This is a genomic window from Ensifer sp. SSB1, from assembly GCF_016652895.1.
Taxonomy (GTDB): Bacteria; Pseudomonadota; Alphaproteobacteria; order Rhizobiales; family Rhizobiaceae; genus Ensifer.
The window spans coordinates 19,732-46,335 of sequence record NZ_JAEPRP010000001.1; the positions used below are offsets into that span (position 1 = coordinate 19,732).

The window sequence follows — 26,604 nt, forward strand, 5'->3', positions numbered from 1 at the left end:
CTGCGCTTCAAACCACAGTTTGTCCGATGCCGCAACATCTGACCAATCAACCCCATGCGGCATTTTTGCACAAACGCATCTTTTCACACAGGCACCCCTTAGAAGCCGTCGCGAATCGACTTATATGACGTCTTCTCCGCCTCCAGCAGTGTGATTGCATGCGGCTCGCCCGGCAACACACAGGATAGGGTGTTTAACGCGCCCAATTTCCGCCATATGACGCTGGAATGTGCCCCGCAGGGCTTTTCATTTATTCCCACGCGCTTCAAGAATAGCCCTGATGATTCGACGTTTTGAGGTTTACATGGGCCTGCCCCTCTTTTCGCGACTGTCGGCCTACGCCGCCTTCGGCCTTGCCGTTCTCGCACTCCCCGTTCAGAGCCTGGCCCAGCAACCCGCCGGAGCACCCGGCACGGTCAAGTCAAATCACGGTGCGTGGTCGATCGTTTGCGATCAGCCGGCGGGCGCATCCAGCGACCAGTGCGCGCTGATGCAGAACGTCATTGCCGAAGACCGGCCGGAAGTCGGCCTCTCGGTCGTCGTGCTGAAGACGGCGGATCGCAAGGCGAAGATCCTGCGCGTGCTCGCCCCGCTCGGCGTACTGCTGCCGAACGGCCTCGGCCTCAACGTCGACGGCAAGGATATCGGCCGCGCCTATTTCGTGCGCTGCTTCTCCGACGGTTGCTACGCCGAGGTCGTGCTCGAGGACGAGCTGCTGAAGACCTTCCGCTCCGGCGCAACGGCGACCTTCATCGTCTTCCAGTCGCCGGAAGAAGGCATCGGCATCCCCGTCGACCTCAAGGGCTTCGGCGAAGGCTACGACGCGCTGCCCTGACCGGACTGCGATTTCCAACGAAAAGCCGCGCCCAAAGCGCGGCTTTTTTAATGGCCCAGTACCAACCCGGAAGAGGAAAGCCCGGATCGACTGTCCGGGCTTTGCGTTCTCAGATGATATCGGTTCCGGCGATCTTGATGCCGAAACCTTCAAGGCCGACATAGTGCCGCTCCCGCGAAGCCAGCAGCCGGATCGAGCTGATCCCGAGGTCTTTCAGGATCTGCGCGCCGAGGCCGATTTCCAGCCACTCGTTCTCGCGGGCCTGCGCCTCGTCATGCGCTTCGCGTTCGTGCTTGCCTTTGCGGGCGGTCTGCGACACGCCGACACCAACCGACCCTTCGCGCAGGTAGACGATCACCCCCCTGCCCTCTTCGGCGATGCGCTTCATGATGCGATCGATCTGGCAGTCCTTGCCGAAGACGTCGGCACCGACATTTTCGAGATGCAGGCGAACCGGAATATCGACGCCGTCGCGGATGTCGCCGAAGACGACGGCGAGATGCTGCATCGGATCCCAGGGTAGCGAATAGGAATGCCCCTTGGCCGGACCATAGGGCGTTTCGATATCGAAGGAGCCGCCGTGTTCGATCAGCGTTTCCTTGCGCTGGCGATAGGCGATGAGGTCGGCGACAGAAACCTGCTTCAGGCCGTGGGTCTCGGCAAAGCTTGCGACCTGGGGTCCACGCATGACAGTACCGTCGTCGTTGACGAGTTCGCAGATCACACCGATCGGCGGCAGGCTTGCGAGCTTGCAGAGGTCGACGGCGGCTTCCGTGTGACCGGAGCGCATGAGAACGCCGCCTTCGCGCGCGACCAGCGGGAAGATGTGGCCCGGGCGGACGAAGTCCGTCGGCCCGACATTGGGATTGGCGAGGTTGCGCACCGTCAGCGTGCGGTCGTCGGCGGAGATGCCCGTCGTCGTGCCGTGCTTGAAATCGACCGAGACGGTAAAGGCCGTCGTATGGGCGGAATCGTTTTCCGCGACCATGGCGTTGAGGTTGAGGCGTTTTGCCTCCTCGCGCGGCATCGGCGTACAGACGATGCCCGAGGTATGGCGCACGATGAAGGCCATCTTTTCCGGCGTGCAATGCACCGCGGCGACGATCAGGTCGCCTTCGTTCTCGCGGCCGTCGTCATCGGTTACGACGACGATTTCGCCGGCTTCGAAGGCGCGGATGGCATCGACGACACGCTTCTGATCATAGGACATGGTGCTCTTCCCGATTTGCGCTAGGCCGAATTGCTCGGACCCAAATTACTTGAGACGGCCGGTCTGGCCGCGGTCACGCAGGTAGTGATCGGCGATGGTGCAGGCAAGCATCGCTTCGCCGATCGGCACCGCGCGGATGCCGACACAGGGGTCGTGGCGGCCCATGGTGCCGACATCGACTTCGTTTCCGTCGCTGTCGACCGAGCGGCGCTCGGTGAGGATCGACGAGGTCGGCTTGATGGCGAAACGCGCGATCACCGGCTCGCCGGTGGCGATGCCACCGAGAATACCGCCAGCGTGATTGGAGAGGAAGACTGGCTTGCCGTCGGCGCCGATGCGCATCTCGTCGGCATTCTCCTCGCCGGTGATCTCGGCCGCGCCGAAGCCGTTGCCGATCTCGACGCCCTTGACGGCGTTGATCGACATCAGGTTGGAGGCGATGTCCTGATCGAGCTTGGCATAGATCGGCGCGCCGATGCCGGCGGGCACGCCCTCGGCGACCACTTCGACCACCGCGCCGACCGAAGAGCCTGCCTTGCGGATGCCGTCGAGATATTCTTCCCACACCGGCACGATCTCCGGATCCGGAGCGAAGAAGGGATTGTTGTTGACCTCGGCCCAATCCCAGTTGGCCCGGTTGATCTTGTGCTTGCCGATCTGGACGAGCGCCCCGCGCACCACAAGGCCCGGAACGACCTTGCGGGCAATGCCGCCAGCGGCAACGCGCGCGGCAGTCTCGCGCGCCGACGAACGTCCGCCGCCGCGATAGTCGCGAATGCCGTATTTCAGATCGTAAGTGTAATCGGCGTGACCCGGGCGGTAACGCTTGGCGATCTCGGAATAGTCCTTCGAGCGCTGGTCGGTGTTCTCGATCAGCATGGAGATCGGCGTGCCGGTCGAGATCATCGTCTCGCCGTCCTCGTCGAACATCACGCCCGAAAGGACCTTGACGAGATCGTCCTCGCGGCGCTGCGTCACGAAACGCGACTGTCCGGGCTTGCGCTTGTCGAGCCAGGCCTGGAGTTCGGCAAGGGTGAAGCGAAGGCCGGGCGGGCAACCGTCCACCACGCAGCCAAGCGCCGGCCCGTGGCTTTCGCCCCAGGTGGTGACGCGGAAGAGATGACCGAAAGTGTTATGCGACATGAAGGCTACCGGACCTTAAGCAAGCAATGTCGTACGTTTCGTACGCGGATGCCCTCTCTTAGTGGAAAGCCGGGGACGGGGAAAGACTTTTGCGCCTGCCGCCGTCGCTTCGTCACGATGCCAGGCGCAGGCCGCGATCGGTCGCAAAGGCGAGAAACTTCTCCGCGCTCAACGGCCGGGAGAAGGCATAGCCCTGCAGGACGTCGCAGCCGAGGATGCCGAGCATCTCCGCATGCGCCATCGTCTCGACGCCTTCGGCCACGGTCTCGATGTTCAGCGAGCGGGCGATCTCGATGATCGAGCGTACCAGCGCCTGCTCGCGCCGGGCGCTCAGCACCGGAACGACGAGCTGGCGGTCGATCTTCAGCCGTTTCGGCTTGATCTTCAGCAGGCTGACGATCGAGGTATGTCCGGTGCCGAAATCGTCGAGTTCGATATCGATGCCGAGCTTCTTGATGCCCTCGATGTTGGTGGCGACGATATCGTCGCTCTCGTCGAGGAAGATCGACTCCACCAATTCGAAACAGATCTGGCCGGGCGCGATGCTCAAGCCTTCGAGCGAGGACAACAGGTCGTCGTCCTGAAGCCGTTTCGCCGAAACATTGACCGAGATCTTGGGGACCCTTAGGCCAGCGGCCGCCCAGCGCATGTGGTCGATCAGCGACTTCTCGAGCACGAGGCGATCGAGTGCGGCCGTAACATTCAACTCCTCGGCGATACCGAGAAAGCGATCCGGCGTGAGGACGCCCTCACGTGGGTGGTTCCAGCGCACCAGCGCCTCCACCCCGCAGAGCGCAAGCGTCGTGGCATCAAATTGCGGCTGATACCAGGGCTCGAACTCGTCCCTCTCGATGCCCTCGAGGATCTCGTCGGCGATCCGCTTGGCGGTCACCACTTCGGCCTGCAGCACCTGGGTGAAGAACTGATAGCGATTACGGCCTGCCTCCTTGGCGCGATAGAGCGCGATATCGGCATTGATAAGCAACTTGCGCGCGTCGATCTCTGCGCCACGGCCGACGGCAACGCCGATGCTGACCCCGAAGCGGCAGGGAAAGCCGTTGTAATCGACCGGCTGTCGCATAGCGGCGATGATCCGGTCACAGCGCGCCGCCAGCGCCCCCTCGCCCGGTGCACCGGTGACGGCGACCACGAACTCGTCGCCGCCGATGCGGGCGATGATATCGCCCGGCGACGTATTCGCCCGGAGGATTTCGGAGGCGTGGATCAGCATGGCGTCACCGGCTGCGTGGCCGAGCGTGTCATTGATCTGCTTGAAACGGTCGAGATCGATGTGGAGGATGGCGATATCCTCGTGATCGCCGGCCCTCGCCAGCCGCTCCAACGCCTTGTCAAGCATGCGGCGGTTTCCGAGACCGGTGAGGGGATCGTGCAGGGCGTTGTGTTCGATTCGCACCCGCGCCTGTTCCAGCTCGGCGTTCTTCGCGTCCGCCATGGCTTTGGCCGCCCGCAACTGCTCGGTCATGAGCACGTCTTCGGTGACGTCGAGCGCCATGCCGACGAACTTGCGGGCACCATCCGGCGCCACGTGCAGCTTGCCGACAGAGCGGATGTGGCGGACGCCGCCGGCGGGCAGAACCACACGTGCCTGGTGTACGTAGGTCTCGTCCGCTGCAATGGCGCGGTTGACCGCGTCCAGCGCTGGCGAACGGTCATCGGGATGAAGCGTTGTGAGCCAGATTTCTTCGTTCGTGGCTCCATCCGAGTAGACCAGACCGTAAAGCTGGTGCATGCGCTCGTCCCAATAGGCGACGTCGTTGTCGAGGTCCGCCTCCCACATACCGCAGCGATAGGAATCGAGCGCCAGGTCGAGGCGGCGCGAGAGCAGCTCCAGATCCTGCTCGCGCTCGTATAGTCCCTTCAGCGCCTGCTCGAGCTCGAGGTTCTGCTGGTCGACTTGTGCCTTGGCCGCCGTCAGCCGCTCGGTCTTCATAACATCGTCGGTGACATCCCAGCTAATGCCGGTCACCTTTGCGCGACCGTCGGCGCCGCGATGGCTCGATCCGACGTTGCGAATATGGCGCACGGCACCGCCTGGCAGGACAACCCGATATTGCGAGCGGTATTCCAGTCCGTCGTCCAGGCTGCGGAACAGCGCGTTGGCGGCGATGCCTATGTCATCGGGATGAACGGTCGCACGCCACTCCTCGTAGGTTGGCTCCTCCAGATGAGCCTCGAGCCCATGCAGGTGGAACATGCGATCGTCCCACGAGCGCTGCTGCGTTTCGACGTCGATCTCCCAGATGCCGATCTTGGATGCGTCGAGCGCGAGGTTCAGCCGGTGAGACAGCGTCATCACCTCCCCTTCCCGCGCTTTCAGCTTGGCGATATTGCGCTGCCGCTCGTTGAAAAGCCCGCCGGTCAGAAGGATCGGGATCACCACGATGGCGACAGCGGCGGCGATCGCGAGGCGAATGCTCTCGATGTTTTTAGGAAGCTGCTCCCAGCCGCCAACCGGCATGGCCGCGAGTTCCCATGCGCCACCCGCCAGATCCAGCCGGCGTGTCACCGTAGCCTTGCGAAAAAGCGCGTCCTCACCGAAGAACGCATCCTGGATCCGCTCCTCTTCTGAGATGTCCCTGATCGCGAGTTGGACATCGACGTGGCGATGATCCTTCGTCAGGTCCGGCGCTTCGGTGCCTGCCTCCAAAAGACGCGCGGCGCGGTAAAGCGCATTCTCGTCAATGATGGCCTCGACGTAGCCCCAGCGCTCCATCCGCCCCTGGATCTTGGAGAAGACCGGCAGGAAAAGCTCGAAGCCGTTGCGGCCACTCGGCAGGCGAATGGGGCCGATCATCACCGGCCTCACCGTCGACGATGCACGCTCGATGGCGTGCCTCGTCGCGCCGAACCTGTTGAAATCGGTGCCGACGAACCATTGCTGGCTTTCACGCGGAAAGGCGATCCATACCACGCCGGCAGGCGCCGCCGAAGCGCGAACCATCTGTGGGTTCTGCAGAAGAAGCTTCGTTGCCATGACGGTAAAATCGTCAGCCGTCATCGCCGGGTGCACGCCGATACTGTTGGCGAATCCGTTCAGCGCCGCAATGTTGGTATTGACCTCCGATTGCAACCGATTGGCGATGAGGTTCAGTTCGTTCTCGACGTCGATCCGGAGGTCGTTCTGGAAGTTTTCGAGATTCTGCCGCTCATAGATATAGCCGCCGGCAAACACGACGAGGCCGGCGATCGCCGCTGGTATGAGCGACGGTTTCGCAAATCTGGCTGCCGCCCGAATGCGCTGGCGCAGAACGTCGATGATCTTCAATCTTTTCCCCTCGATCCCCAACCAAAGGTAGCGAGCGAGTCTTAAGATTGGCTTTCGTCACAAATCCTTGGAAAACCCCATGATTCATGGGGAAATCGGCATTCCGCGTCCCCCACTTCGGCGTTCCCCCGCTTGAAAAAAACGACGTCGCCGTCCAGTCTTCCGGCGTCGGACAGGTCACCAAAAAACCGGGGCCTGACGGCCAAAAGCCAAGTTACAAGGCAATTTTTGCCACAATCGGGGGCCAAGGGTGATGACAAGAATGTTCGCAGAATCGTTGAAGAGGGCAAGAAAGATGCGTTTTGTCATTGCCGCGCTCATGGCCACCGCTGGCTTGCTTTCGCCTTTGTCCGCTCTTGCGGAAAGCGCTGACGTGGAAGCTACCATTACGGGTGTCGACACCGAACGCCTCAGCCTCCAACTCGATGACGGCAAGAGCTACCAGGCACCCGAAGAATTCAACTTCGAGGGCCTGAAGGCGGGCGTGAAGGTTCTGGTCTTCTACACGGAAGTCGATGGCAAGCGGGTCATCAACGACCTCGAAATCGTACAGTAAATAAGCGGCCCGCCCCTCGGCTTACGCAATACCGAACGCAAAGGCGTTTCGCACTTTTCCTGGCATTGCTTTTGGGGCGGATACCGTTCCGGCCGTCAGATCCAGCCGATAGTACCGCCGGAAATGCGCAGAAGACGATCCTGCGGGATCGCCGCAGACGCCGCCTCCTCAGCCTCCATCTCTCCAAACAGCTTGAAAAGCGATCGGATGACGCCGCCGTGGCTGACGCAGACGGTCGGCTTCGCTACATCCTTCAGCCAGGCGGCAACACGCCAGGACAGGATTTCGTAACTCTCGGCGTCAGGTCCCGGCGGGATAAAGTCCCATTTCACCGCACGCCGTTCGGCGATCCTTTGCGGCGCCGAGCGTTTGAGCTCGGGAAGAGTGTGCCCTTCCCAGTCGCCGAAGGAAACCTCCTTCAGCCGTTCGTCGGTCCGGTAGGCGGTGGGTTCGAGCCCCATCGCCAGCCTCAAGAGCTCCATGGTCTCGCGCGTGCGGCCAAGCGGACTTGCGACGAAATCGAAATGCGCGGCGTCTGCACCGAGAATGCCGGCGAGCGCAACACCGTTGCCGGTCGCCTGCTGGCGACCGAAATCATTGAGCGGGATGTCCTTCTGCCCCTGGAGCCGGCTTTCGGCATTCCAGTCGGTCTGTCCGTGACGGATCACATAGATCAGCACAACATGCCTCCGGGCAGCAGGCCGTCGAACCGGTAGCGGAGGTTCGATCAGTCCTTGATGACGGAGATATCGGGCGCGTCCACAGCCTTCATGCCGACGACATGGTAGCCGCTATCGGCGTGGTGGACTTCACCGGTGACCGAACGCGACAGGTCGGAGAGCATGTAGAGGCCGACGTCGCCGACTTCCTCGATCGTCACGGTACGGCGCAGCGGTGCGTTGTATTCGTTCCACTTGAGGATATAGCGGAAGTCGCCGATGCCGGAGGCAGCCAGCGTCTTGATCGGGCCGGCGGAAATCGCGTTGACGCGGATGTTCTTCGGGCCGAGGTCGACCGCGAGATACTTCACGCTGGCTTCAAGCGCAGCCTTGGCGACACCCATGACGTTGTAGTTCGGCATGACCTTTTCGGCGCCGTAGTAGGTCAGGGTCAGCATCGAGCCACCATCGGTCATCAGCTTTTCAGCGCGACGGGCAACCGAGGTGAACGAGTAGACCGAGATCTGCATCGTCTTGGCGAAGTTCTCGGGCGAAGTATCGACGTAGCGGCCGGTAAGTTCGTCCTTGTCGGAGAAACCGATGGCGTGCACGACGAAGTCGATCTTGCCCCAGTGCTTTTCGAGCGTATCGAAGACCGCATCGATGCTGGCTTCGTCGCTGACGTCGCAATGGCCGGCCATGAAGCCGTCGATTTCGGCGAGCAGCGGCTCGACGCGCTTCTTCAGCGCATCGCCCTGATAGGTCAACGCGACTTCACCACCCTGCGCGTGGATGGCCTTGGCAATGCCCCATGCGATGGAACGGTTGTTTGCAACGCCCATGATGACGCCGCGCTTGCCCTTCATCAGACCGGATGCCTGAGCCATGGTAAGTCCCCAATACTAATTCCAGCAACGGCCGGCGCCGGTGCCAAAGTTCACAACTGTCATAGACACCCCACCGAAACGGGTGCGGCAAATTGTCGAGAATTGCCTATGGCATAGTGGCAGGGGTGGTTCAAGCGCGCCTGAGATCAGGAACTGTTAGTCCCCGTAATATTGGTTCAAAGTGTCAGCGAACGGTCACAAATGGACCATCACAGATAGAGTCCGTCGCGCTGCGACTTCATCAGATCGGTCACTTTCTCATCCGGCGCGTCTTTCAGGACCAGCCGCAACTCCACCAGGAGATCGCCGTGGGTACCGTAGGTTCCAGGCAGGCCCTGGCCGGTGAGGCGGATGACCTTGTCGGATCCGGACCAGGCCGGCACGACGACGTTGACCGGGCCAACCGGCGTTTCGAGGCGCTCCTCGCAGCCGAGGACAGCCCCCTGCAGATCGATCGGCAAGGTCGTGAGCAGATCGAGGCCACGGGTGCGGAAGGTGCCGCCCTGATCGACCCGGAGCGTGACGACGACATCGCCGCGGTTCATGCCGGTGACGCGATAGCCCTGTTCCGCGAGGCGAATGGTCTGTCCGTCGACGGCGCCCGGTGGAACTTGCACCTTCAGGCTCTCGCCATCCGGAAGCTCGATCGTCAAGCGCTGGCGGTTGATCAGATCCTCGATGCTGACAGTGAGATCGACGGCAAGATCAGGCACCTTCTCTGCGGTTTTTGCCGCGCGACCCCGGATGCGCCGGACGATGGCGGCGACGAGTTCGGCTGCGGGTGCTGCGGCGCGCTGCATCAATGGCGTTTCCGTCCTGGCGGTAGCTTCCTGCTGTGCTTCGGCCACGGGTTCAGGCTTTGCCTCGGCAGCTTGAGCAGGCCGTTCCGGCTCCTTTGCGGCTGCCGGTTTCGGCGCGGGCTTGGGCGATGGGTTCGACGCCGGCTTCGGCGATGGCCGGGCCGACTTGGCACGCGCCTCGGCGCCAAAGATCTGCGAGATGGCGTCTTCGGCCGTCTCCGCGTCGACAGGCGCCTCCTCTTGCGCATTGCCGCGCATCTTCGCCTTCATCGCCTCCATGCGACGAAGCTCGGCCTCGCGGCGCGCATAGTCGTAGCGGCTTCTAAGCTTAGGATCGCGCAGAAGCTCGTAGGCCTTGCCCGCCTCGGCAAAGCGCTCAGCGGCGGTCGGGTCGTCCTGGTTGTGGTCAGGATGCACGGCCTTTGCCAGCGAACGCCAGGCCGCCTTGATTTCGTCCGGCCCGGCATTGCGCCGGACACCGAGGATCGCATAGGGATCACGCATGGCTTCTACCATCTTCTCTGATCGGCGGCCTCTCCCTGACGCCCGCCTTATGCCCCGATTGAAGGCGTCATTGTCGCCCGTCCACTGAGCACCGATGATCCAAAGAACTTGCTAAATAGTGGTTAGCCGCGACCGTGCGCGCGGCGCTGGAATGAGACCTGCGGGCGATCACGCGCACTTTTAGGGATTTGTGGTTAATCGCCGATTTCCAAGCCCCGCTTCAGGCGCGCGGGCCGAAGCTGGTCAGATACCAGGCGCCATCACCACCCTGGCAGGTGTTGCCATCGAACTTTGCAATGCCCTCGTAGGAATGGCGCGTCGTGGTGAAACGGCGGCAGAGCATACCGCTCGCACGGTCTTCCTGAATGCTGCTGATGACACCGGCACTGCCCGAAGTCGCATTGGCCCAGGGGATCGGATTGATGGAGCCGCTGCCGAGTTCGGCCGAAGTTACGGCATTGCGGACCATGACCGCATCGGAGAGGCCATCGGAGGTTTTGGCGAGAGGAACGGTGCCGGTCGAGACGGTACGGTCGACGCCACTGCCAAAGAGATCGAGACCCGCGCCCATGCAGCCGGAAAGCGCCAGGACCGGCAGGCAAATTGCCGCGCTACGCAGCAAGGCGAAGGAAAACCCCTTCTTGGCGTCGATCCACTTTGCTATGTCTTGCACGGCAATCCTGTCAGACTCGCTGGAGCCGCACGTTGCTCGAGTGGTCAACATACAGGCTCCGACATTTTCGATGCGGAAACACCGATCGGGTTCATCCCGAAGTATTTCCGCGCCAGACATCACGGCATTGGAACGCAATAATGGCGGCGAATGAGTTAACAAGCGGTGACTTCACCGAATCAAATGAGCCCTTTTCCCTGTTTGGCGCATGGCTGAAGGACGCGGAAGGCAGCGAGATCAACGACCCGAATGCCGTTGCACTTGCCACCGTCGACAGCGACGGACTGCCGAATGTCCGCATGGTGCTGCTCAAGGGCTTCGACGAACGCGGCTTCGTTTTCTACACGAATTTCGAAAGCCAGAAGGGCCAGGAAATCCTTGGCGCCCGCAAGGCGGCGATGTGCTTTCACTGGAAATCGCTCCGGCGGCAAGTGCGTGTGCGCGGGCCGGTCGAGATCGTGACCGACGAAGAGGCGGACGAGTATTTCAAGAGCCGCCCCCGCGGCAGCCGCATCGGCGCCTGGGCCTCGAAGCAGTCGCGCCCGCTCGAGGGCCGGTTCGCTCTGGAAAAGGCAGTCGCCGAATACACGGCCCGCCACGCGCTCGGCGAGATCCCGCGTCCGAGCCACTGGTCGGGTTTCCGTATCCTCCCGACCTCGATCGAGTTCTGGCACGACCGTCCATTCCGGCTGCATGACCGGATGGAGTTCCGTCGGGCGACGCCTGAAGGCGGATGGGAAAAGGTGCGAATGTACCCCTGAGGCCTGCCTGTCTCTCGCAAGAGAGACGCCAGATGCAACGACGACGCTCGGCCGCTCAGGTGGCCGGGCAGATTTGCCCTTTGCCCGGCCCCTCCGGGCGTTTTCGTCGGGTGCCTTTTGATGACGATCGATGTTCGTGACGCGACGCTCGACGATATAGCCGGCTGTCACCGCTGCCTCGACGAGGTCGCCCAGGAAAGCCGCTGGCTTTCACGGCTGAGCGCACCACCCTTCGACGGCTTTGCCACATACATGAGCGACCTGTGTCGCGCCCGGGCGCCCCAGATCGTCGCGGTCGACGATCACGTGGTCGGCTGGTGCGATATCCGGCTGGATGCCTCACCCGTTCGCGCGCACGTCGGGACCTTGGCATGGGGCTCCTCGGTATCTATCGTGGGAAGGGAATCGGCAGCCGGCTCCTGCAACTGGCGATGCAACGCGCTCGCGAGCGAGGGCTGGAACGCATCGAGCTTTCCGTCCTTCATGAGAATGCTGCAGCCCGGGCGCTTTACGCGCAGTTTGGCTTCCAGATCGAAGGCCGTCGTGTCCGCGACTGGAAACACGATGGTGTTTACCAGGACAGCATCCTCATGGCTTTTGCCTTCAATTGACGCCGAAGCACTCGGCTGCCCAAGTCACCTTTTCTAACCGGCGGCCAGGCGGAACGGAATGCCGGAGGCCAGAGCCGAAACGTAGCGGGCGCGCTGGAAATGGCCGTTCAATGAAATGCGCGGCAGGGCATAAGGGCTGGATTGCGCACGAGCGGTGAGCGTGCCGGGTTGGGTAGTGACGGCCAGGGTGAAACCCAGATCGGCGACGATCTGATGATCGCGCGCCGAGACCGCGGGTGCGTCGCCATAGGGATAGGCGAAGGCCGGCGGCCGGCGGCCGGCAACCGCCTCGACGCGCTCCGCCGACTGGGCGATCTCTCTCCTTGCGTCGTCGCCGCTCAGGCGCGAGACAGAACGATGGCTGATCGTGTGCGCGCCTAGGCCTGCCAGCGGGCTTTCGATCAGCTGCCGCAACCCTGCCTGATCCAAAATCAATCGTTCGGTGATCGCCAGCGGATCGACACCGTGCGCGATCGCCGCAGCATTGAGTGAAGCAATCGCCGCCGCTTCATCACGGCCGTGAATGAAGGCCGCGACGCGACTGAAGGCGACCTGCTTTTCCGCTGCCGCTTGCGTCGGCAGCGTCTCGACGCCTTGGCCGAAGTCGAAGCGCAGCGTCTCGTTCGTCGCCAGTATGTCGGCGAGCGTTTCCCACCAGAGCGTGTGAGTACGATCAACGAACCCGCCGGTGACGAAGACGGTGAAAGGCGCTTGATGACGTGCGAACACCGGCAAAGCGTGCTCCAGATTGTTCCGGTAGCCGTCATCGAGGGTAAAGCAGGCGACCGGTCCACCTTCGGCGGCCAAGGCCTCCGACAAGTGTTCGAGCGGGACAAAGCGATAGCCGTCGTGCTTCAGCGTCCGTAGCGCGACGTCGAGAAAATCCGGCGTGATCTCCAGATGGGCGTTGGGATCGAAGGCACGGGCAAGCTTCGGCCGGACATGGTGCAGCGTAAAGATCGCCCCCTGCCCGCGCGCGCCGGCCATCAGCCCGGTGCGGCTCAAGCCCCCGGCGACTTCCAGCCCGCCGGCAATTGCGGCGCGGCAAACAATTGTCGTGATCATGCCCTTGATGGTCGCCCCCAAAATCTGGCCCCGCATGGTGCCAGCGCGGCCTAACAGTCTGGAAAGTTAACGGCGAGGGCGTTAAACCTTGTTGAACGGAAGGATGTTCATCAGCCATTTACCACAACCCGGAAAACAGCGTAGGAATGTTACATTCCGCCCTAAAGTTGCAGCAAAGCCACGGATCTTGTCACAAAACGAAACAGCTTCGCGCCTGTCCAAAGGCGCTCTTTGACGGGGACCAACATGAAGACCTTGCGCTGCCTCCTGCTGGCGACCTTTGCTCTCGCCCTTGGGTCTGCAACCGCCATCGCCGGAACCGCCTCCCTGGTTCTCGACGCACGCACCGGCAAGGTTCTCTCGGCAGAAAACCCCGATGTCCTCAATCACCCGGCTTCGCTGACCAAGATGATGACCGTCTACATGGCCTTCGAGGCGCTCAAGCGCGGCGAACTCTCCTGGGACAGCAAGATCAAGGTGTCGAAGGCGGCGGCAGCAAAACCGCCGATGCGCCTCGGCCTCAAGTCGGGCATGACGATCACGGTCCGCGAAGCGGTAATGGGGATGATCGTGCGCTCGGGCAACGATGCGGCCGCAGCCATGGCAGAAAAGCTCGGAGGCTCGGAAGCGAATTTTGCCCGGATGATGACAGCCAAGGCGCGTCAACTCGGCATGAACAAGACCGTGTTCATCAATGCCTCGGGCTTGCCGGCGAGCCAGCAGGTGACGACGGCGCGCGAAATGGCGACGCTCGCTGTCGCGCTGATGCGCGACTTCCCGCGCGAGTATCAGCTCTTTGCGACCGAGAGCTTCAATTTCCGCGGCCGCAAGGTCCGTGGCCACAACAATCTGATGTATCGCTACGAGGGCATGGACGGCATCAAGACCGGCTATACGAACGCCTCCGGCTTCAACCTCGTCAGCGCCGTCAAGGACGGCAATCGCCGGGTGGTCGGCGTCGTGCTCGGCGGCAAGACGGCACGCAGCCGCGATGCCAAGATGGCTGCACTTCTCGATCGCCATGTCGGAAAGGCGGCCAAGGGCGGCCGGCAACTCGTGGCGTCGACGCGTGGCGGCAAAGTGGTTGAAGCGCCGGTCGAGGTCGCAGCGGCCAGCACATCGGACGTTCCTATGCCCTACACCGCGCCGCAGCGGGCCAAGCAGGATTCCGTTGCGGCCCTGATTGCGGCAACCGCCACGACCGCCATCCCTGCTGAACGCCCGACCGAGGTTGCCGAGATCGAAACGACGGCTGCGGTTCCGGCTACGACCGGCGGCTGGCAGATCCAGATTTCGGCGGCACCGTCAGCGGAGGCCGCACGCATGCTGCTCGCCCAGGCACGCTCGGAAGCCGGTGCGCCGCTCGCAGGGGCCACACCCTACACGGAAGCTGTCGGCAAAGGCGCCAATGCGGTGTACCGCGCCCGCTTCGTCGGCTTTTCAAGCCGCGACGCAGCAGCGGCCGCCTGCGATGCGCTCAAGCAGCGTTCCTATGATTGCATGATGCTGCCATCACGCGGCTGAGGCAGCGGCGCGATTTAGGCAGTTCCGCCCAAGGCGACGGAACCGTCGGTGAAGCCAAGCGCTCTCGAAGCTACGCCTGGGTGCCGCCGACCGTGATCTGGTCCATGCGCAGGTGCGGCTGGCCGACGCCGACCGGCACCCACTGGCCGGCCTTGCCGCAATTGCCGATGCCGGTGTCGAGCTTGGTGTCGTTGCCGACCATGGTCACCCGCTTCATCGCATCCGGGCCATTGCCGATCAGCATGGCGCCCTTGACCGGCGCGCCGATCTTGCCGTTTTCGATCAGATAAGCCTCGGTGCAGCCGAAGACGAACTTGCCGGAGGTGATGTCCACCTGGCCACCGCCGAAGGAAACGGCATAGATGCCCTTTTTCACCGAGGCGATGATTTCGTCCGGCGTCCTGTCGCCCGAGAGCATGTAGGTGTTGGTCATGCGCGGCATCGGCACATGGGCGTAGCCCTGGCGACGGCCGTTGCCGGTGGGCTGCATGCCCATCAGGCGGGCGTTCTGGCGGTCCTGCATGTAGCCGACAAGCTTGCCGTCCTCGATCAGCACGTTGTAGCCGGACGGCGTGCCCTCGTCGTCGATCGAGATCGAACCGCGGCGTGCCTCAATGGTGCCGTCGTCGACGACGGTGACGCCCTTGGCAGCGACCTGCTCACCCAAAAGGCCGGCAAAGGCCGAAGTCTTCTTGCGGTTGAAGTCGCCTTCGAGGCCATGGCCGACCGCCTCATGCAGCATGACGCCCGGCCAGCCGGAGGCGAGCACCACGTCCATGGTGCCGGCCGGCGCATCGATGGCTTCGAGATTGACCAGTGCCTGACGCAGCGCCTCGTCGGCGCCCATCTTCCAGTTCTCCTCGGTGACGAAATCGCCGAAACCACGGCGCCCACCAGTGCCGAAGGAGCCGCTTTCCTGGCGATCGCCATCGCCGGTTACGACCGAGATGTTGATGCGCGTCATCGGCCTGACGTCATGCACACGATGGCCGTCGGCGCGCAGGATATCGACGACCTGCCAGCTGGCGGCGATCGACGCAGTGACCTGGCGGACCTTCGGGTCCTTGGCGCGCAGATAGGCGTCGATCTCCTGCAGCAGGGCAACCTTCGCCTCGAAGCTCGGCTCGCCGATCGGGTTCTCGTCGCCGTAGAGTTTCTTGTTGGTGCGCTGCGGGGCGGCGGCATAGGAGCCGGCATAGCCGCGCGTCACCTGGGCCACCGCGTCGGAGGCCCGGCGCAGCGCAGACAGCGAAAGCTCGCCGGAATGGGCATAGCCGACCGCCTCGCCGGCAACGGCGCGAAGACCGAAGCCCTGGTCGGTGTTGAAGCTGCCGCCCTTGAGACGGCCATTGTCGAAGGACAGCACCTCCGCCTGGGCATGTTCGAGGAACAGTTCGCCGTCGTCGGCACCGGCGAGCGTTTCCGAGAGAACCTTGCGGATCGTTGCCTCGTCGGCATCGAAGAGGCTCATCAGATCGGTGTTCATGTGCTGCGCTCCCGCATCGAGATATCTATTGCCTCCATTTAGGAAGGCCGCGGGTTCAAGCCAAGGAAAATATCATGTGAATGACGCGTTCCAGCCTTCGAGGCGTTCGACCCGCTCGACGCCAGCGAACCGGGCGACCCGCTCAAGCTCCGCATCGATGCGCTCCAGGCGCCCTGCCGAGGCGCGGACGCCCTTTTCGAGCCAGAGCTTGCGGACATCAAGGCTGCCGCGCTTGCGGTCCGCCTTCATGTCGATGCGACCGATCAGCCGGTCACCCTCGATCAGCGGGAAAACGTAGTAGCCATATTCGCGCTTGGCTTCGGGCACGAAGATCTCAATGCGATAGAAGAAGCCGAAGAGCCTTTCTGTGCGGTTGCGGTCGCGCAGCAGCGGGTCGAAGGGGCTGAGCACTCGGACGCGACCGGGAGGCTCGGGTATATCGCCCAGCGTTTCCGGAAAACCGGTGAAGGCGAAGGCGGCGCGCGGGCGGCCGCCATCGATCGCCTCGATCTGCACCTCAACGAGTTCATCGCGATGCTCGGCGACCCAGGTCTTCGCTTCATCCGGGGAGACAAGATCCCAGAAGGCGGCGATCTCGCCGTGGGTGGCAAAGCCCAGGCGCTCAAGCGCGCTGCGGCAGGCCCAGTCGATGAATTCCTGGTGGCTGACGTCGCCGTCCTGATGATGCGGCGGGATCACCCGCTGGGTCAGGTCATAGACCTTCTGGAAATTCTCGCGCCTCGCGATCGCGAGCTTGCCCGTGCGCCAGAGCACTTCGAGCGCGGTCTTGGAGGGATGCCAATTCCACCAGCCACCGGATTCGTGCTCGGCTTCCTTCAGGTCGCGGGCCAGCACCGGGCCACCCTCGGCGATCCGGGCATAGGTGTCGTCGCAGCCCTTCTCAAAACCTTCGCCGCGCCATTTCTGCCAGCGCTCGACGATCGTCTCGCCTTCCCATTTGAAGCGATGCTTCCAGTAGCGGAAAAAACTGCTCGGAATGATCGAGGCGTCGTGCGTCCAATGTTCGAACAGATCGCGATCGTCTTCCAGCAACGCCGTCAAATGCTCCCGACGATAGGTCTGGTTGCGGGCAAACAGGATCTGGTGATGGGCGCGCTCGACGGTGGCGATGCTGTCCACCTGCACGAAGCCGATGTCGTGGATGAGCTTCAGCAGGCCCTCCTTGCCGAGCACACGGTTCGGCGCGCCGGAAAGGCCCTGCTTGGCGAGGAAGATGCGACGGGCGTCGCTGTTGGAAAGGCGAATCGTCATGGCAACAAGAATAGGCTTTTATTCCCATAATTCAAACGCGGGATCCGGAAGATCACCCGCATTGCCCTTGTTGGCGGACTTGGCCTATAGAGCAACCCGAAAACGGCGCGAGCCGTAGACAGCGAGGAACGGGATGGACATCCGCTTTACCGATTGCGCGGTCCGCTTCGGCGAGCGAGTGGCATTGCAGCCCCTGACGCTCACGCTTGCCGAAAAGCGCATCGGCATCATCGGGCTCAACGGTTCCGGCAAGACCACGTTTGCCCGGCTGATCAACGGCCTGGTCAAGCCCTCCTCCGGCAGCGTCAGGGTCAATGGGCTCGATACGGTCACGGATGATCGTGCCGTGCTTTCCGAAGCCGGCTTCATCTTCCAAAACCCACAGCACCAGCTGATCATGCCCATCGTCGCCGAGGATATAGCCTTCGGACTGAAGAACCGCGGGCTCTCCCGCGAGGAGATCGACCGCCGCATGCAAGGCGCGTTGTCACGCTTCGGCATCGAGCATCTGGCTCGCCGGCGCGTGCACGAGCTTTCGGGCGGCGAGACGCAACTCGTCGCCATGGCAAGCGTCGTCGTCACCGATCCGAAGATCCTGATCTTCGACGAGCCGACGAACCAGCTCGACCTCAGGAACCGCCGCCGTGTCGCCGCCGCGATCGATGGCCTGCCGGAAGATACGGTGGTGATCACCCACGATCTCGGGCTCGTCGAAAATGTCGACCGGCTGCTGCTTTTCCACGAGGGCCGACTTACCGCCGACGGCAATCCAGGCGAGACCATCCGCCACTATCACGAGATCGCCGGATGCTGACGAGCCTGTATATCGAGGGCAACAGCCTGCTGCACCGGCTGCCCGTGCGGGCGAAGCTTGTCGCGCTGCTGATGCTGAGCATCGGCCTCTTCCTCAGCTCCTCGCTCGCCCTTCAGACGATCGCCTTCATCATAGCCGCCGGCCTCTATCTGTCCGTCGGGCTGTCGCCGAAGGACGCGCTCAAGCGTGTCGGCTTCGTGTTCCTGACGATTTTCTTTCTGGCCGCCGTCAATCTTTTTTATCTGTCCGTTGCCGAGGTCGCGACTTTGACATTACGGCTGATGGCGCTGGTGTTGCTTGCAGCCGCAGTGACGGCGACGACGACGATCAGCGCCTTCATGGATGAGATCACCATCCTGCTGACCCCGCTCGAGCGCCTCGGCCTGGTGCGGGCAGCCGACGTCAGCCTGGCGCTCGGGCTCGTGCTGCGCTTCGTCCCGGATATCTTTGCGCGCTACGAGGCGATCCGCGAGGCCCATCGCGCCCGCGGGATACCCGTCAGACCGTTGACGATCATCGGGCCGCTGATCATCCTGACGCTCAAGGACGCCGATACGATTGCCGCTGCGATTGACGCGCGCGGATTTCGCCGCCAATAAATTCGCGCCTACTAATACATAAGGGAACCGGATCCGCATGAACACCAGAGACCTCGTCCTCATCGCCCTCTTCGCCGCGATCGTCGTCGTGCTCGGCCTCATCCCGCCGATCACGCTCGGCTTCATTCCGGTGCCGATCACCGCGCAGTCCATGGGCGTGATGCTCGCCGGCTGCATTCTCGGCGCCAAGCGTGGGGCGCTTGCCTTCCTGCTGTTCCTGCTTCTGGTCGCGATCGGCCTGCCGGTACTTTCGGGCGGCCGCGGCGGCCTTGCGGTCATCGCCGGCCCTTCCGGCGGCTTCATCGTCGGCTGGGTTGTCGCCGCTTTCGTTACCGGTCTCATCGCCGAGCGCACCGTGCGCGAAGGCCAGGCCGAAACGCGCCAGTTCATCGGCTTCTTCCTGGCGTCCGTCCTCGGCGGCATCGCCGTGCTCTATGCGATCGGCATGCCCTGGGTCTCGGTCGTCACCGGCACGCCGCTGCTGGCGGTTGCCACCGGCTCGCTCGCTTTCATCCCGGGCGACCTCTTGAAGGCTGCAATCGCGACGCTCGCCGCGCATGCCGTCTACGCCGGCTATCCGCTGCTGCCGGTTCGCACCTGAGCCGATGCCGTTTGCCGCCGCGATCAATCGCCACGCGGAAGACCGTCCGCATGCCCCGGCCTTCCAGATCGAGGGCCGGGTTTTCACTTTCGGCGAACTCGCTTGCATCGCCGGCGCACTTGCCGAAGCTTTCGACGATCTGGTTGGGATTGCCGAACGCCGTAGCGTGCTGGGCGACCGCACGCGCCTGATTGTGCTGGAGGCCGGCAATCACCCGCTCTTCGCAGCCGCCTTTCTCGCCGCCACCAGCGGCGGCAACTGCGTCGCACTGATCGACCCGCATCTGCCGGAAGCGGCGCGCCAAGCCATGCGCGATCGCCTGTCTCCCGATCTCATCATCGTCGCCGATGGCGCCGCCTTGTCGCTCCTTGCCCCGGCAAGCGGCAAGACGCGAACCTTCCGCGAGACCAATGGCAAGGAACGAGAGCCGCTCGCGGTCGGCAAAGACAGCGAGCCCTTTCTGATCGTGTTCACGTCGGGCACGACAGGAACGCCCAAAGCGATCGTCCGCGATCGCGGCTCGTGGCGAAGGAGTCTGGCGATCGGCGAGCACTTCTTCGGCATCGACCGCAATACCCTGACCTTTGCCCCCGGTCCGCTCGCGCACGGGCTGACACTCTATGCGCTTGCCGAAACCCTTGTCGCCGGTGCTCAGTTCATCGGGGCCGCGCATTTCGAAGCGACCCGGGCGGTTTCCATCATCGAGGCGGAAAAAGTCCGGCGTCTGGTGCTGGTGCCGACGATGCTGCGGCGGCTCTGCGTGGCAGCGACGGACAGATCACAGGTATCGGTCACCCAGATCACGGTCGCCGGCGCCAAGCTGTCGGCGAGTGATCGTGCCAGCGCCGCGCTCGCCTGTCCGAAAGCAAATATCATCGAATATTACGGCGCCTCGGAGCTGGGCTTCATCAGTGTTGCGACCGAGGGCGACACCGCTTCGGCCACCGCCGTCGGCCGCGCCTTTCCCGGCATCATGCTCAGCATTCGCAATGACAAAGGGGGTGAAATACCGGCGGGCGAGACGGGTACGATCTTCGTCGACAGCGCCCTCATCTCCGACGGTTATGTCGGCGACGCCGACGGCGCCGGCTTTCGGCGCCTTGGGTCGCTTGCGACCGTCGGTGACCTCGGCTTCCTCGATGAAGACGGGACATTGCACCTTCTCGGCCGCGCCGGCGGCATGGTGCTATCGGGCGGCAACAACATCTACCCCCAGGAGGTGGAAGCGGTGCTCATCGGAGATGCCGGCGTTCACGCAGCGCTTGTCCTCGGGCTCGATCACCCGGATCTCGGCAGCGAACTCGTCGGCGTCATCGAGCCGGAGGGCGGTATATTTGATAGAGAAGCGCTTGACCGTCATCTCGCCGCCCATCTGCCGCGCTACAAGCATCCCCGTCGCATCTGGCTTTGCCGGAATATGCCGATGACGCAGTCGGGCAAGGTGGCGGCGGGCACGCTCAGGCAATGGATCGCGGATGGAAACGATGCTCTCGAACTCCTCGACTGACCCGACACGCACGCCTGTCATCATCGCCGCGCTCCGCACACCGATCGGGCGCGTCAACGGCACGCTTCGCGATATCGAGCCATCGAGACTGGCGGCACTGCTGATCGCCCGAATTCTCAGGGATACCGGGCTGGCGGCGAATGAGATCGACGACGTCATTCTTGGTAATGCCGCCAACAGCGCCGGCAACCTCGCCCGGCTCGCAGCCCTCGAAGGCGGCCTGCCGGTCTCGACACCGGGCGTCACTGTCGACCGCCAGTGCGGATCGGGGTTGGAGGCGATCACGCTTGCCGCACGAATGATCCAGGCGGGTGCCGGCCGCTTCTATCTGGCCGGCGGCACCGAGAGCGCCAGCCGCGCGCATATCCGCCTGAGGCCGCCGCTGGAGCGCGGCGGCGAACTGGCACCGGTCAAACGGGCGCGCATGGCGCCGGACGAGATCGGCGATCCGGACATGGGTGTGGCCGCCGAAAACGTCGCGGCCGCCTGCGGGATCTCCCGCGAACGGCAAGACGTCTTTGCGCTACAAAGCCATCGACGCGCGGTCGAGGCGGCCCTTGCCGGCCGTTTCACCCGCGAAATCGTGGCGATCGAAACGGCGGCAGGCTCGGTATCGAACGACGAGTGCCCGCGCGCCAATGCTTCGATAGAAACCCTGCAGCGGCTGAAGCCGGTCTTCGTCGAGGGTGGGACGGTGACCGCCGGCAATGCCTGCCCGATCAACGACGGCGCGGCTATGGTACTGGTCACGAGCCTTGCCGAAGCGCGCCGACTTGGCGTTCCCTTCGCGCTCGAATTCGTCGATGCGGCGACGGCGGGCGTCGATCCCAACCTGCTCGGGCTCGGCCCTGTTCCGGCGATGCAGAAGCTGAAAGCGCGACAACCCGCGCTCGATCCGGCAAAGACCAATTTTATCGAATTCAACGAGGCCTTCGCCTCCCAGGTGCTCGGAAGCCTCGACCAGCTCGAGATCCCGGCGGAGAGGGTCAATCTTGACGGTGGCGCTATCGCGCTCGGCCATCCCTATGGCGCCTCGGGGGCGATCCTCACCGTCCGGCTCTTCTCGCAGATGCAGACATCGCCGAAGGGCACGGAAGGGCTCGCAATGATGGGCGTCGGCGGCGGCATGGGCATCGTCGCCTTGTTTCGCGCGGTTTAAGAACGCCCAACTCAGGACGAAACCGCTTCGCACTTTTCCTGGAATTGGTCTCTTAGTCCGCAATTCCGGACGGAAAACCGCTTCGCACTTTTCCTGGAATTGCTTTGGTTAAACGGCGTAGGCCGCCAGCCACTCGCGCGTTGCCGTCGGCAGCGGTAGCGGTGTGTGCCGTTGCGGATCGACCGCGACCCAGACAACCTCGACCTCCGCCGCGAGTTGTCCGCGCGCCTCAACCTTGACAACAAAGCTGATCGAGCTGCCGCCGACCTTCCCCACGTTGGCGGTGAAACGGGCCGGCTCGTCGTAGCGCAAACCCCGATGATAGACGCAGGCCGAGCGGCGCACGAGATAGCTTGGCTCGTTCACCACATGCGGGCGATGGCGCCAGAGACTGGAAAGGGCGGCTTCCGCGTGGGCATAATAGGCGGCATTGTGCATGTGGCCGTGCATGTCTATATCGCGAAACGGAATACGGATTTCCGTGACGTTCTCCAGCTCCCTGCCGTCCATGCGAGGCTCCCTGACGATGCGCTCCACCCTCGTTAGCCAGTTCGGCGATCCCCGGCAAGTGATTGCGCTCGTCGACGCCGAACGCGTGGCACCTGCGGCAGGCGAAGTCGAGGTGGCAGTGTCGCTCGCCGCCATCAATCCGTCCGATCTCATCCCCGTGACTGGCGCCTATAGCGCCCGCACCACTCTCCCCTTCGTGCCGGGCTTCGAGGGCTTCGGGACGGTGACGCGCATTGGCGCCAGCGTCACGACGCTGAACGTCGGCGACCGGGTGATCCCGATCGGCGCCAGTGGTCTGTGGCAGGAGTATCTGATCAGGCCGGCCGAATGGTGTTTCGACCTGCCCGAGGACATCAGCGAGACCGATGCAGCGACCTGCTACGTCAATCCGCTGACGGCGCTGCAACTGATCGAGGCGCTGCGTGCGCATTTCGGCTCACTCGATGGTCGCCGCATCGGCGTTACGGCGGCCGGATCGGCGATCGGCGGCATGCTGATGAAGCTGCTTGCCGGCGAAGGAGCCGATGTCACCGGCATCGTCCGCAGCGAGCGCAGCGCCGAGCGGCTGGCAACCGAGGTTCCTGGCCGCATCGTGCTCGGCGGCGAGAGCCACGTGCCACAGCTTCGCCTCGACGCAATCATCGATGCGGTTGGCGGCGCCTTGGCCGGCGACCTCATCCAGCACGCGCTCGCCCCGGGCGGCGCCTTCATCCAGTATGGCGCGCTCAGCGGCGTTCCGGTGCCGCAGGCGGCGATCCAGGCGCGGCCGGATATCCGCTTTTCCTTCCTGTGGCTGCGGACCTGGGTGCATTCGGCCGGGCGGCCAGCGATAGAAGCGGCCTTTGCGAAAAGTTTCGAAGGTCTGCGAACCGGCCTTTTTTCCAGCCGCATCGCTGAGATCTATCCGTTGAGCCGACTCGACGCGGCGCTTGCCCATCAGGCGGATCCGGGCCGCGACGGCAAGCTGCTCATCGATCCGCGCTGTTGAAAAATCTGTCTTTCGGCTGCGTCACCATGGACCTTGCGGGGTGGGCGCACTAGGTTCCGGGCATGACCACGTTCCTCTATGAAAATCCGGTCTTTCTGGAACACGAGGTTCCGGAGGGGCATCCTGAACGGCCGGACCGGCTGAAGGCGCTGAACCTCGCGCTCGAACATCCGAACTTCGCCGACCTCAAGCGGATCGAGGCGAAGAAGGCGAGCGAAGATCTCGTGCTGCTCGCGCACCCTGAAGAACACTTGCGTGAGGTCAAACGCTCCATTCCGGAGGAAGGCCTCAATCATTTAGAGGCGGATACCTACGCGAGTCCGTTGAGCCTGGAAGCCGCGCTGACAGGCATAGGCGGCGCGGTTGCGGCCGTCGATGCCGTCTTTACCGGCGAGACCGACAACGCATTCGTTGCTGCGCGGCCGCCGGGACACCACGCCGAAAAGAACAAGGCGATGGGCTTCTGTCTTTTCAACACGGTGGCGATCGCCGCCCGATATGCCCAGAAGGTCCATGGGGCCGAGCGCGTCGCTATCGTCGACTGGGACGTGCACCACGGCAACGGCACGCAGGACATCTTCTGGAACGATCCCTCGGTGCTCTTCTGCTCGACGCACCAGATGCCGCTCTATCCCGGCACCGGCGCCAAGGACGAGACGGGCGTCAAAGGCAACATCGTCAACGCGCCACTGTCGCCAAACATGGGCAGTGAGCATTTCCGCGAGGCGTTCCGCAGCCGCGTGCTTTCGGCGCTCACCAATTTCCGACCGGACTTCATCCTGATCTCCGCCGGCTTCGATGCGCATCACCGCGACCCGCTGGCGCAGATCAACCTCGTCGCCGAGGATTTCGACTGGGCGACCGGTCGCCTGCACGAGATCGCCGATCGCAGCGCCGGCAACCGCATGGTCAGTCTGCTCGAAGGCGGCTATGACCTTCAGGGCCTGGCCGAATCGGCCGGTCTGCACATCTTGAGACTGATGAGAGGGTAACCATGAACACCACCACGCAACCGGACGTTTCCGCCCTCTCCTTCGAGCAGGCCGTCGAGGAACTGGAGCGGATCGTTTCGGCGCTGGAGCGCGGCGACGTCGCCCTCGACAAGTCGATCGAGATCTACGAGCGCGGCGAAGCTCTGAAGAAGCATTGCGAGGCACTGCTGAAGGCCGCCGAGGACCGCATCGAAAAAATCCGCCTCGACCGCGCCGGCAAGCCGCAGGGCGTGGAGCCACTCGACGCCGATTGATCGTTTCGTCGCAATTCCGGACGGAAAACCGCCTCACGCTTCTCCCGGAATTGCCAAGATCGGATTGATCGCTGCGCGGAAACACTGCGTCCTTGCTTCGCCCCTACCCGCCTGACGTCATAGGCGTTAGTACTTGATGCGACAGCAAAAACGGGAGCACGCGCATGTCCTTCTTCCCAGGCCCCGATCCGCTTGCCGGCGACAAGCCCGCCTGCGACGCCATCGAACATCTGATCGTTCCGCGCACCAGCGATATCGGCGGGCTGCAGGTTCGCCGCGCCCTGCCGTCGGCAAAACGGCGCCTGGTGGGACCGTTCATCTTCTTCGATCGCATGGGGCCTGCGCTTCTTCGCGCCGGCGAGGCGATCGACGTGCGTCCGCATCCGCATATCGGCCTTTCGACCGTCACCTATCTCTTCGACGGCGAGATCAAGCATCGCGACAGCCTGGGCACCGAGATGGTCATCCGCCCCGGCGACGTGAACCTGATGACCGCCGGACGCGGCATCGTGCATTCCGAACGCTCGCCGGAAAACCAGCGCGGCCATGCGCGCTCGATCTCGGGCCTGCAAACCTGGCTGGCGTTGCCCGACCACAAGGAAGAAATCGACCCGATCTTCAGCCATACCGAAGAGCAGATGCTGCCGCATATGAGCGACGACGGCATCAAGGCGCGGGTGGTGATCGGGAGTTTCGAAGGCGCGAAATCGCCAGTCTCGGTTTTCACCGACACGATCTATGTCGACCTCAACATAGCGCCGGGCAAGAGCGCGCCTTTCGCGGCGCAATGGGAAGAACGCGCGCTCTACATCCTCTCGGGTGAGGCGATCATCGCCGGCGACCATTTTGCCGACAACCAGCTGCTTGTCTTCCGTCCGGGCGACGAGATTACGGTGACGGCAGGACCTCAGGGCTGTCACGTCATGCTCTTTGGCGGTGCCGCACTCGGGTCTTCCCGCCACATCTGGTGGAATTTCGTTTCGTCTTCGAAAGAGCGCATCGAGAAAGCCAAGGAAGAGTGGCGCACCGGCCGCTTCGACATCGTGCCCGGAGACGAAGAGGAATTCGTTCCGCTGCCCGAGGGCTGACCGCGACCTAAAGTGGCACAGGCTGGGTGCGGAAAACCGCGCAACATTGCCTCATGGCGCTTGAATCGATTTCGATTCACAGAATCATGCGCTAGTCTCTTGGTTGACGACGCAGGAACGCCTAATTTTGCATTCAGCAACGATTGCGTCTAAAGAGCCGCTTCGACGGTACCACCAACTATCGCGCGCCTGATCCCACGGCGCGCATGAGGCATGCAGCGTGACACAACTGCCAACCAATCCGATGCCGGCTACTCCCTTGCTCGACAAGGTGACCTTTCCCGACGATCTGAAGAAGGTCGACGACAAGGATCTGCCGCAGCTTGCCGGAGAAGTCCGGGCAGAAATGATCGACGCGGTATCGCGCACCGGCGGGCACCTTGGTGCGGGCCTTGGCGTCGTCGAGTTGACGATCGCAATCCACAAGGTCTTCAACACACCGCATGACCGGCTGATCTTCGACGTCGGCCACCAGTGCTATCCGCACAAGATCCTGACCGGCCGCCGCGACCGCATCCGGACACTGCGCCAGGAAGGCGGCCTCTCGGGCTTCACCCGCCGCGCCGAGAGCGAATACGACCCCTTCGGTGCCGCGCACTCCTCGACATCGATTTCCGCCGGCCTCGGCATGGCAGTTGCCGCCGACCTCGACGGCAAGAACCGCAACGTCATTGCCGTCATCGGCGACGGCGCCCTTTCGGCCGGCATGGCCTATGAGGCGCTGAACAATGCCGGCGCGCTCGATGCGCGCCTGATCGTCATCCTCAACGACAACGACATGTCGATTGCGCCTCCGACCGGCGCGATGAGTGCCTATCTC

The 26,604-nt window shown here is 63.3% G+C and carries 26 protein-coding genes; 15 read left to right on the plus strand and 11 right to left on the minus strand.

Going from position 1 to position 26,604, the window contains the following annotated elements; genetic code table 11:
* The first annotated feature begins 304 nt into the window (after window positions 1-304).
* A complete protein-coding gene (locus I8N66_RS00115; RefSeq protein ID WP_113537986.1) occupies window positions 305-835 on the plus strand; it encodes an invasion associated locus B family protein in 531 nt (176 codons plus the stop codon).
* 109 nt (window positions 836-944) lie between these two features.
* Here the strand turns inward: I8N66_RS00115 and ribB are convergent, their stop codons facing one another.
* The 3 genes from ribB to I8N66_RS00130 all read right to left on the minus strand — a co-directional run bounded on the left by ribB (window position 945) and on the right by I8N66_RS00130 (window position 6,474).
* On the minus strand, window positions 945-2,045 hold the full coding sequence (gene ribB / locus I8N66_RS00120) for a 3,4-dihydroxy-2-butanone-4-phosphate synthase (RefSeq protein WP_113537987.1): 1,101 nt from the start codon (window positions 2,043-2,045) through the stop codon (window positions 945-947).
* Window positions 2,046-2,090: 45 nt separating this feature from the next.
* The gene (gene aroC, locus I8N66_RS00125) at window positions 2,091-3,188 is read right to left on the minus strand and encodes a chorismate synthase (protein ID WP_291148190.1); all 1,098 of its coding nucleotides are present in this window, start codon (window positions 3,186-3,188) and stop codon (window positions 2,091-2,093) included.
* Between the two features lie 112 nt (window positions 3,189-3,300).
* Window positions 3,301-6,474: an EAL domain-containing protein gene (locus I8N66_RS00130; protein WP_291148193.1), complete on the minus strand. Its 3,174-nt coding sequence runs from the start codon at window positions 6,472-6,474 to the stop codon at window positions 3,301-3,303.
* Between the two features lie 295 nt (window positions 6,475-6,769).
* On the opposite strand from I8N66_RS00130, the gene I8N66_RS00135 reads away from it, so the two are divergent.
* Window positions 6,770-7,030 (plus strand): DUF1344 domain-containing protein, encoded by a 261-nt coding sequence (locus I8N66_RS00135; protein ID WP_113538088.1) that lies wholly within the window; start codon window positions 6,770-6,772, stop codon window positions 7,028-7,030.
* A gap of 95 nt (window positions 7,031-7,125) precedes the next feature.
* Here I8N66_RS00135 and I8N66_RS00140 read toward each other — a convergent pair whose 3' ends face one another.
* From I8N66_RS00140 to I8N66_RS00155, 4 genes are all read right to left on the minus strand, one after another.
* The gene (locus tag I8N66_RS00140) at window positions 7,126-7,710 is read right to left on the minus strand and encodes a histidine phosphatase family protein (protein WP_113537990.1); all 585 of its coding nucleotides are present in this window, start codon (window positions 7,708-7,710) and stop codon (window positions 7,126-7,128) included.
* 47 nt (window positions 7,711-7,757) lie between these two features.
* On the minus strand, window positions 7,758-8,576 hold the full coding sequence (gene fabI / locus I8N66_RS00145) for an enoyl-ACP reductase FabI (RefSeq protein ID WP_113537991.1): 819 nt from the start codon (window positions 8,574-8,576) through the stop codon (window positions 7,758-7,760).
* Between the two features lie 209 nt (window positions 8,577-8,785).
* The gene (locus I8N66_RS00150) at window positions 8,786-9,892 is read right to left on the minus strand and encodes a DnaJ C-terminal domain-containing protein (protein ID WP_291148199.1); all 1,107 of its coding nucleotides are present in this window, start codon (window positions 9,890-9,892) and stop codon (window positions 8,786-8,788) included.
* Between the two features lie 208 nt (window positions 9,893-10,100).
* Window positions 10,101-10,553 carry an RT0821/Lpp0805 family surface protein gene (locus I8N66_RS00155; protein ID WP_113537993.1) on the minus strand — a complete coding sequence of 151 codons (453 nt, stop codon included), beginning with the start codon at window positions 10,551-10,553 and terminating at the stop codon, window positions 10,101-10,103.
* A gap of 140 nt (window positions 10,554-10,693) precedes the next feature.
* On the opposite strand from I8N66_RS00155, the gene pdxH reads away from it, so the two are divergent.
* Both pdxH and I8N66_RS00165 read left to right on the plus strand, forming a co-directional pair.
* Window positions 10,694-11,314 carry a pyridoxamine 5'-phosphate oxidase gene (pdxH, locus tag I8N66_RS00160; protein ID WP_113537994.1) on the plus strand — a complete coding sequence of 207 codons (621 nt, stop codon included), beginning with the start codon at window positions 10,694-10,696 and terminating at the stop codon, window positions 11,312-11,314.
* Between the two features lie 371 nt (window positions 11,315-11,685).
* The gene (locus I8N66_RS00165) at window positions 11,686-11,925 is read left to right on the plus strand and encodes a GNAT family N-acetyltransferase (protein WP_291148204.1); all 240 of its coding nucleotides are present in this window, start codon (window positions 11,686-11,688) and stop codon (window positions 11,923-11,925) included.
* Window positions 11,926-11,958: 33 nt separating this feature from the next.
* Here I8N66_RS00165 and I8N66_RS00170 read toward each other — a convergent pair whose 3' ends face one another.
* The gene (locus I8N66_RS00170) at window positions 11,959-12,990 is read right to left on the minus strand and encodes a polysaccharide deacetylase family protein (RefSeq protein ID WP_291148207.1); all 1,032 of its coding nucleotides are present in this window, start codon (window positions 12,988-12,990) and stop codon (window positions 11,959-11,961) included.
* 246 nt (window positions 12,991-13,236) lie between these two features.
* Here I8N66_RS00170 and I8N66_RS00175 point away from each other — a divergent pair, with 246 nt between their 5' ends.
* A complete protein-coding gene (locus I8N66_RS00175) occupies window positions 13,237-14,514 on the plus strand; it encodes a D-alanyl-D-alanine carboxypeptidase family protein (protein WP_113537997.1) in 1,278 nt (425 codons plus the stop codon).
* 70 nt (window positions 14,515-14,584) lie between these two features.
* Here I8N66_RS00175 and tldD read toward each other — a convergent pair whose 3' ends face one another.
* A complete protein-coding gene (tldD, locus tag I8N66_RS00180; RefSeq protein ID WP_113537998.1) occupies window positions 14,585-16,000 on the minus strand; it encodes a metalloprotease TldD in 1,416 nt (471 codons plus the stop codon).
* A 72-nt stretch (window positions 16,001-16,072) separates the two neighbouring features.
* A complete protein-coding gene (locus tag I8N66_RS00185) occupies window positions 16,073-17,272 on the minus strand; it encodes a winged helix-turn-helix domain-containing protein (protein WP_291148213.1) in 1,200 nt (399 codons plus the stop codon).
* 133 nt (window positions 17,273-17,405) lie between these two features.
* On the opposite strand from I8N66_RS00185, the gene I8N66_RS00190 reads away from it, so the two are divergent.
* Genes I8N66_RS00190 through I8N66_RS00210 form a run of 5 tightly spaced genes read left to right on the plus strand, consistent with a single transcriptional unit; the run spans window position 17,406 to window position 21,952 of the window.
* Window positions 17,406-18,086, plus strand: a complete 681-nt coding sequence (locus I8N66_RS00190; RefSeq protein ID WP_291148217.1) for an ABC transporter ATP-binding protein — start codon at window positions 17,406-17,408, stop codon at window positions 18,084-18,086.
* The gene (locus tag I8N66_RS00195; protein ID WP_113538001.1) at window positions 18,080-18,685 is read left to right on the plus strand and encodes an energy-coupling factor transporter transmembrane protein EcfT; all 606 of its coding nucleotides are present in this window, start codon (window positions 18,080-18,082) and stop codon (window positions 18,683-18,685) included. The genes I8N66_RS00190 and I8N66_RS00195 overlap by 7 nt, the downstream gene beginning before the upstream one ends.
* A gap of 37 nt (window positions 18,686-18,722) precedes the next feature.
* Complete coding sequence (locus I8N66_RS00200; RefSeq protein ID WP_291148222.1) at window positions 18,723-19,286, plus strand: biotin transporter BioY; 564 nt, start codon at window positions 18,723-18,725, stop codon at window positions 19,284-19,286.
* Between the two features lie 4 nt (window positions 19,287-19,290).
* Window positions 19,291-20,793, plus strand: a complete 1,503-nt coding sequence (locus I8N66_RS00205) for an AMP-binding protein (RefSeq protein WP_113538003.1) — start codon at window positions 19,291-19,293, stop codon at window positions 20,791-20,793.
* Window positions 20,771-21,952 carry a thiolase family protein gene (locus tag I8N66_RS00210; protein ID WP_291148379.1) on the plus strand — a complete coding sequence of 394 codons (1,182 nt, stop codon included), beginning with the start codon at window positions 20,771-20,773 and terminating at the stop codon, window positions 21,950-21,952. Before I8N66_RS00205 ends, I8N66_RS00210 begins: the two co-directional genes overlap by 23 nt.
* A 108-nt stretch (window positions 21,953-22,060) precedes the next feature.
* Here I8N66_RS00210 and I8N66_RS00215 read toward each other — a convergent pair whose 3' ends face one another.
* A complete protein-coding gene (locus I8N66_RS00215) occupies window positions 22,061-22,462 on the minus strand; it encodes a thioesterase family protein (RefSeq protein WP_291148227.1) in 402 nt (133 codons plus the stop codon).
* A 16-nt stretch (window positions 22,463-22,478) separates the two neighbouring features.
* Between I8N66_RS00215 and I8N66_RS00220 the strand changes: the two genes are divergently transcribed.
* The 5 genes from I8N66_RS00220 to I8N66_RS00240 all read left to right on the plus strand — a co-directional run.
* Window positions 22,479-23,450: a zinc-dependent alcohol dehydrogenase family protein gene (locus I8N66_RS00220; protein ID WP_291148231.1), complete on the plus strand. Its 972-nt coding sequence runs from the start codon at window positions 22,479-22,481 to the stop codon at window positions 23,448-23,450.
* A 62-nt stretch (window positions 23,451-23,512) separates the two neighbouring features.
* Window positions 23,513-24,442: a histone deacetylase family protein gene (locus I8N66_RS00225; RefSeq protein WP_113538007.1), complete on the plus strand. Its 930-nt coding sequence runs from the start codon at window positions 23,513-23,515 to the stop codon at window positions 24,440-24,442.
* Between the two features lie 2 nt (window positions 24,443-24,444).
* Complete coding sequence (locus I8N66_RS00230; RefSeq protein ID WP_043619815.1) at window positions 24,445-24,696, plus strand: exodeoxyribonuclease VII small subunit; 252 nt, start codon at window positions 24,445-24,447, stop codon at window positions 24,694-24,696.
* 164 nt (window positions 24,697-24,860) lie between these two features.
* The gene (locus I8N66_RS00235) at window positions 24,861-25,784 is read left to right on the plus strand and encodes a pirin family protein (RefSeq protein WP_113538008.1); all 924 of its coding nucleotides are present in this window, start codon (window positions 24,861-24,863) and stop codon (window positions 25,782-25,784) included.
* Window positions 25,785-26,028: 244 nt separating this feature from the next.
* Window positions 26,029-26,604, plus strand: a 576-nt coding sequence (locus tag I8N66_RS00240) for a 1-deoxy-D-xylulose-5-phosphate synthase N-terminal domain-containing protein (protein WP_291148380.1), incomplete at its 3' end; no start/stop codon positions are given.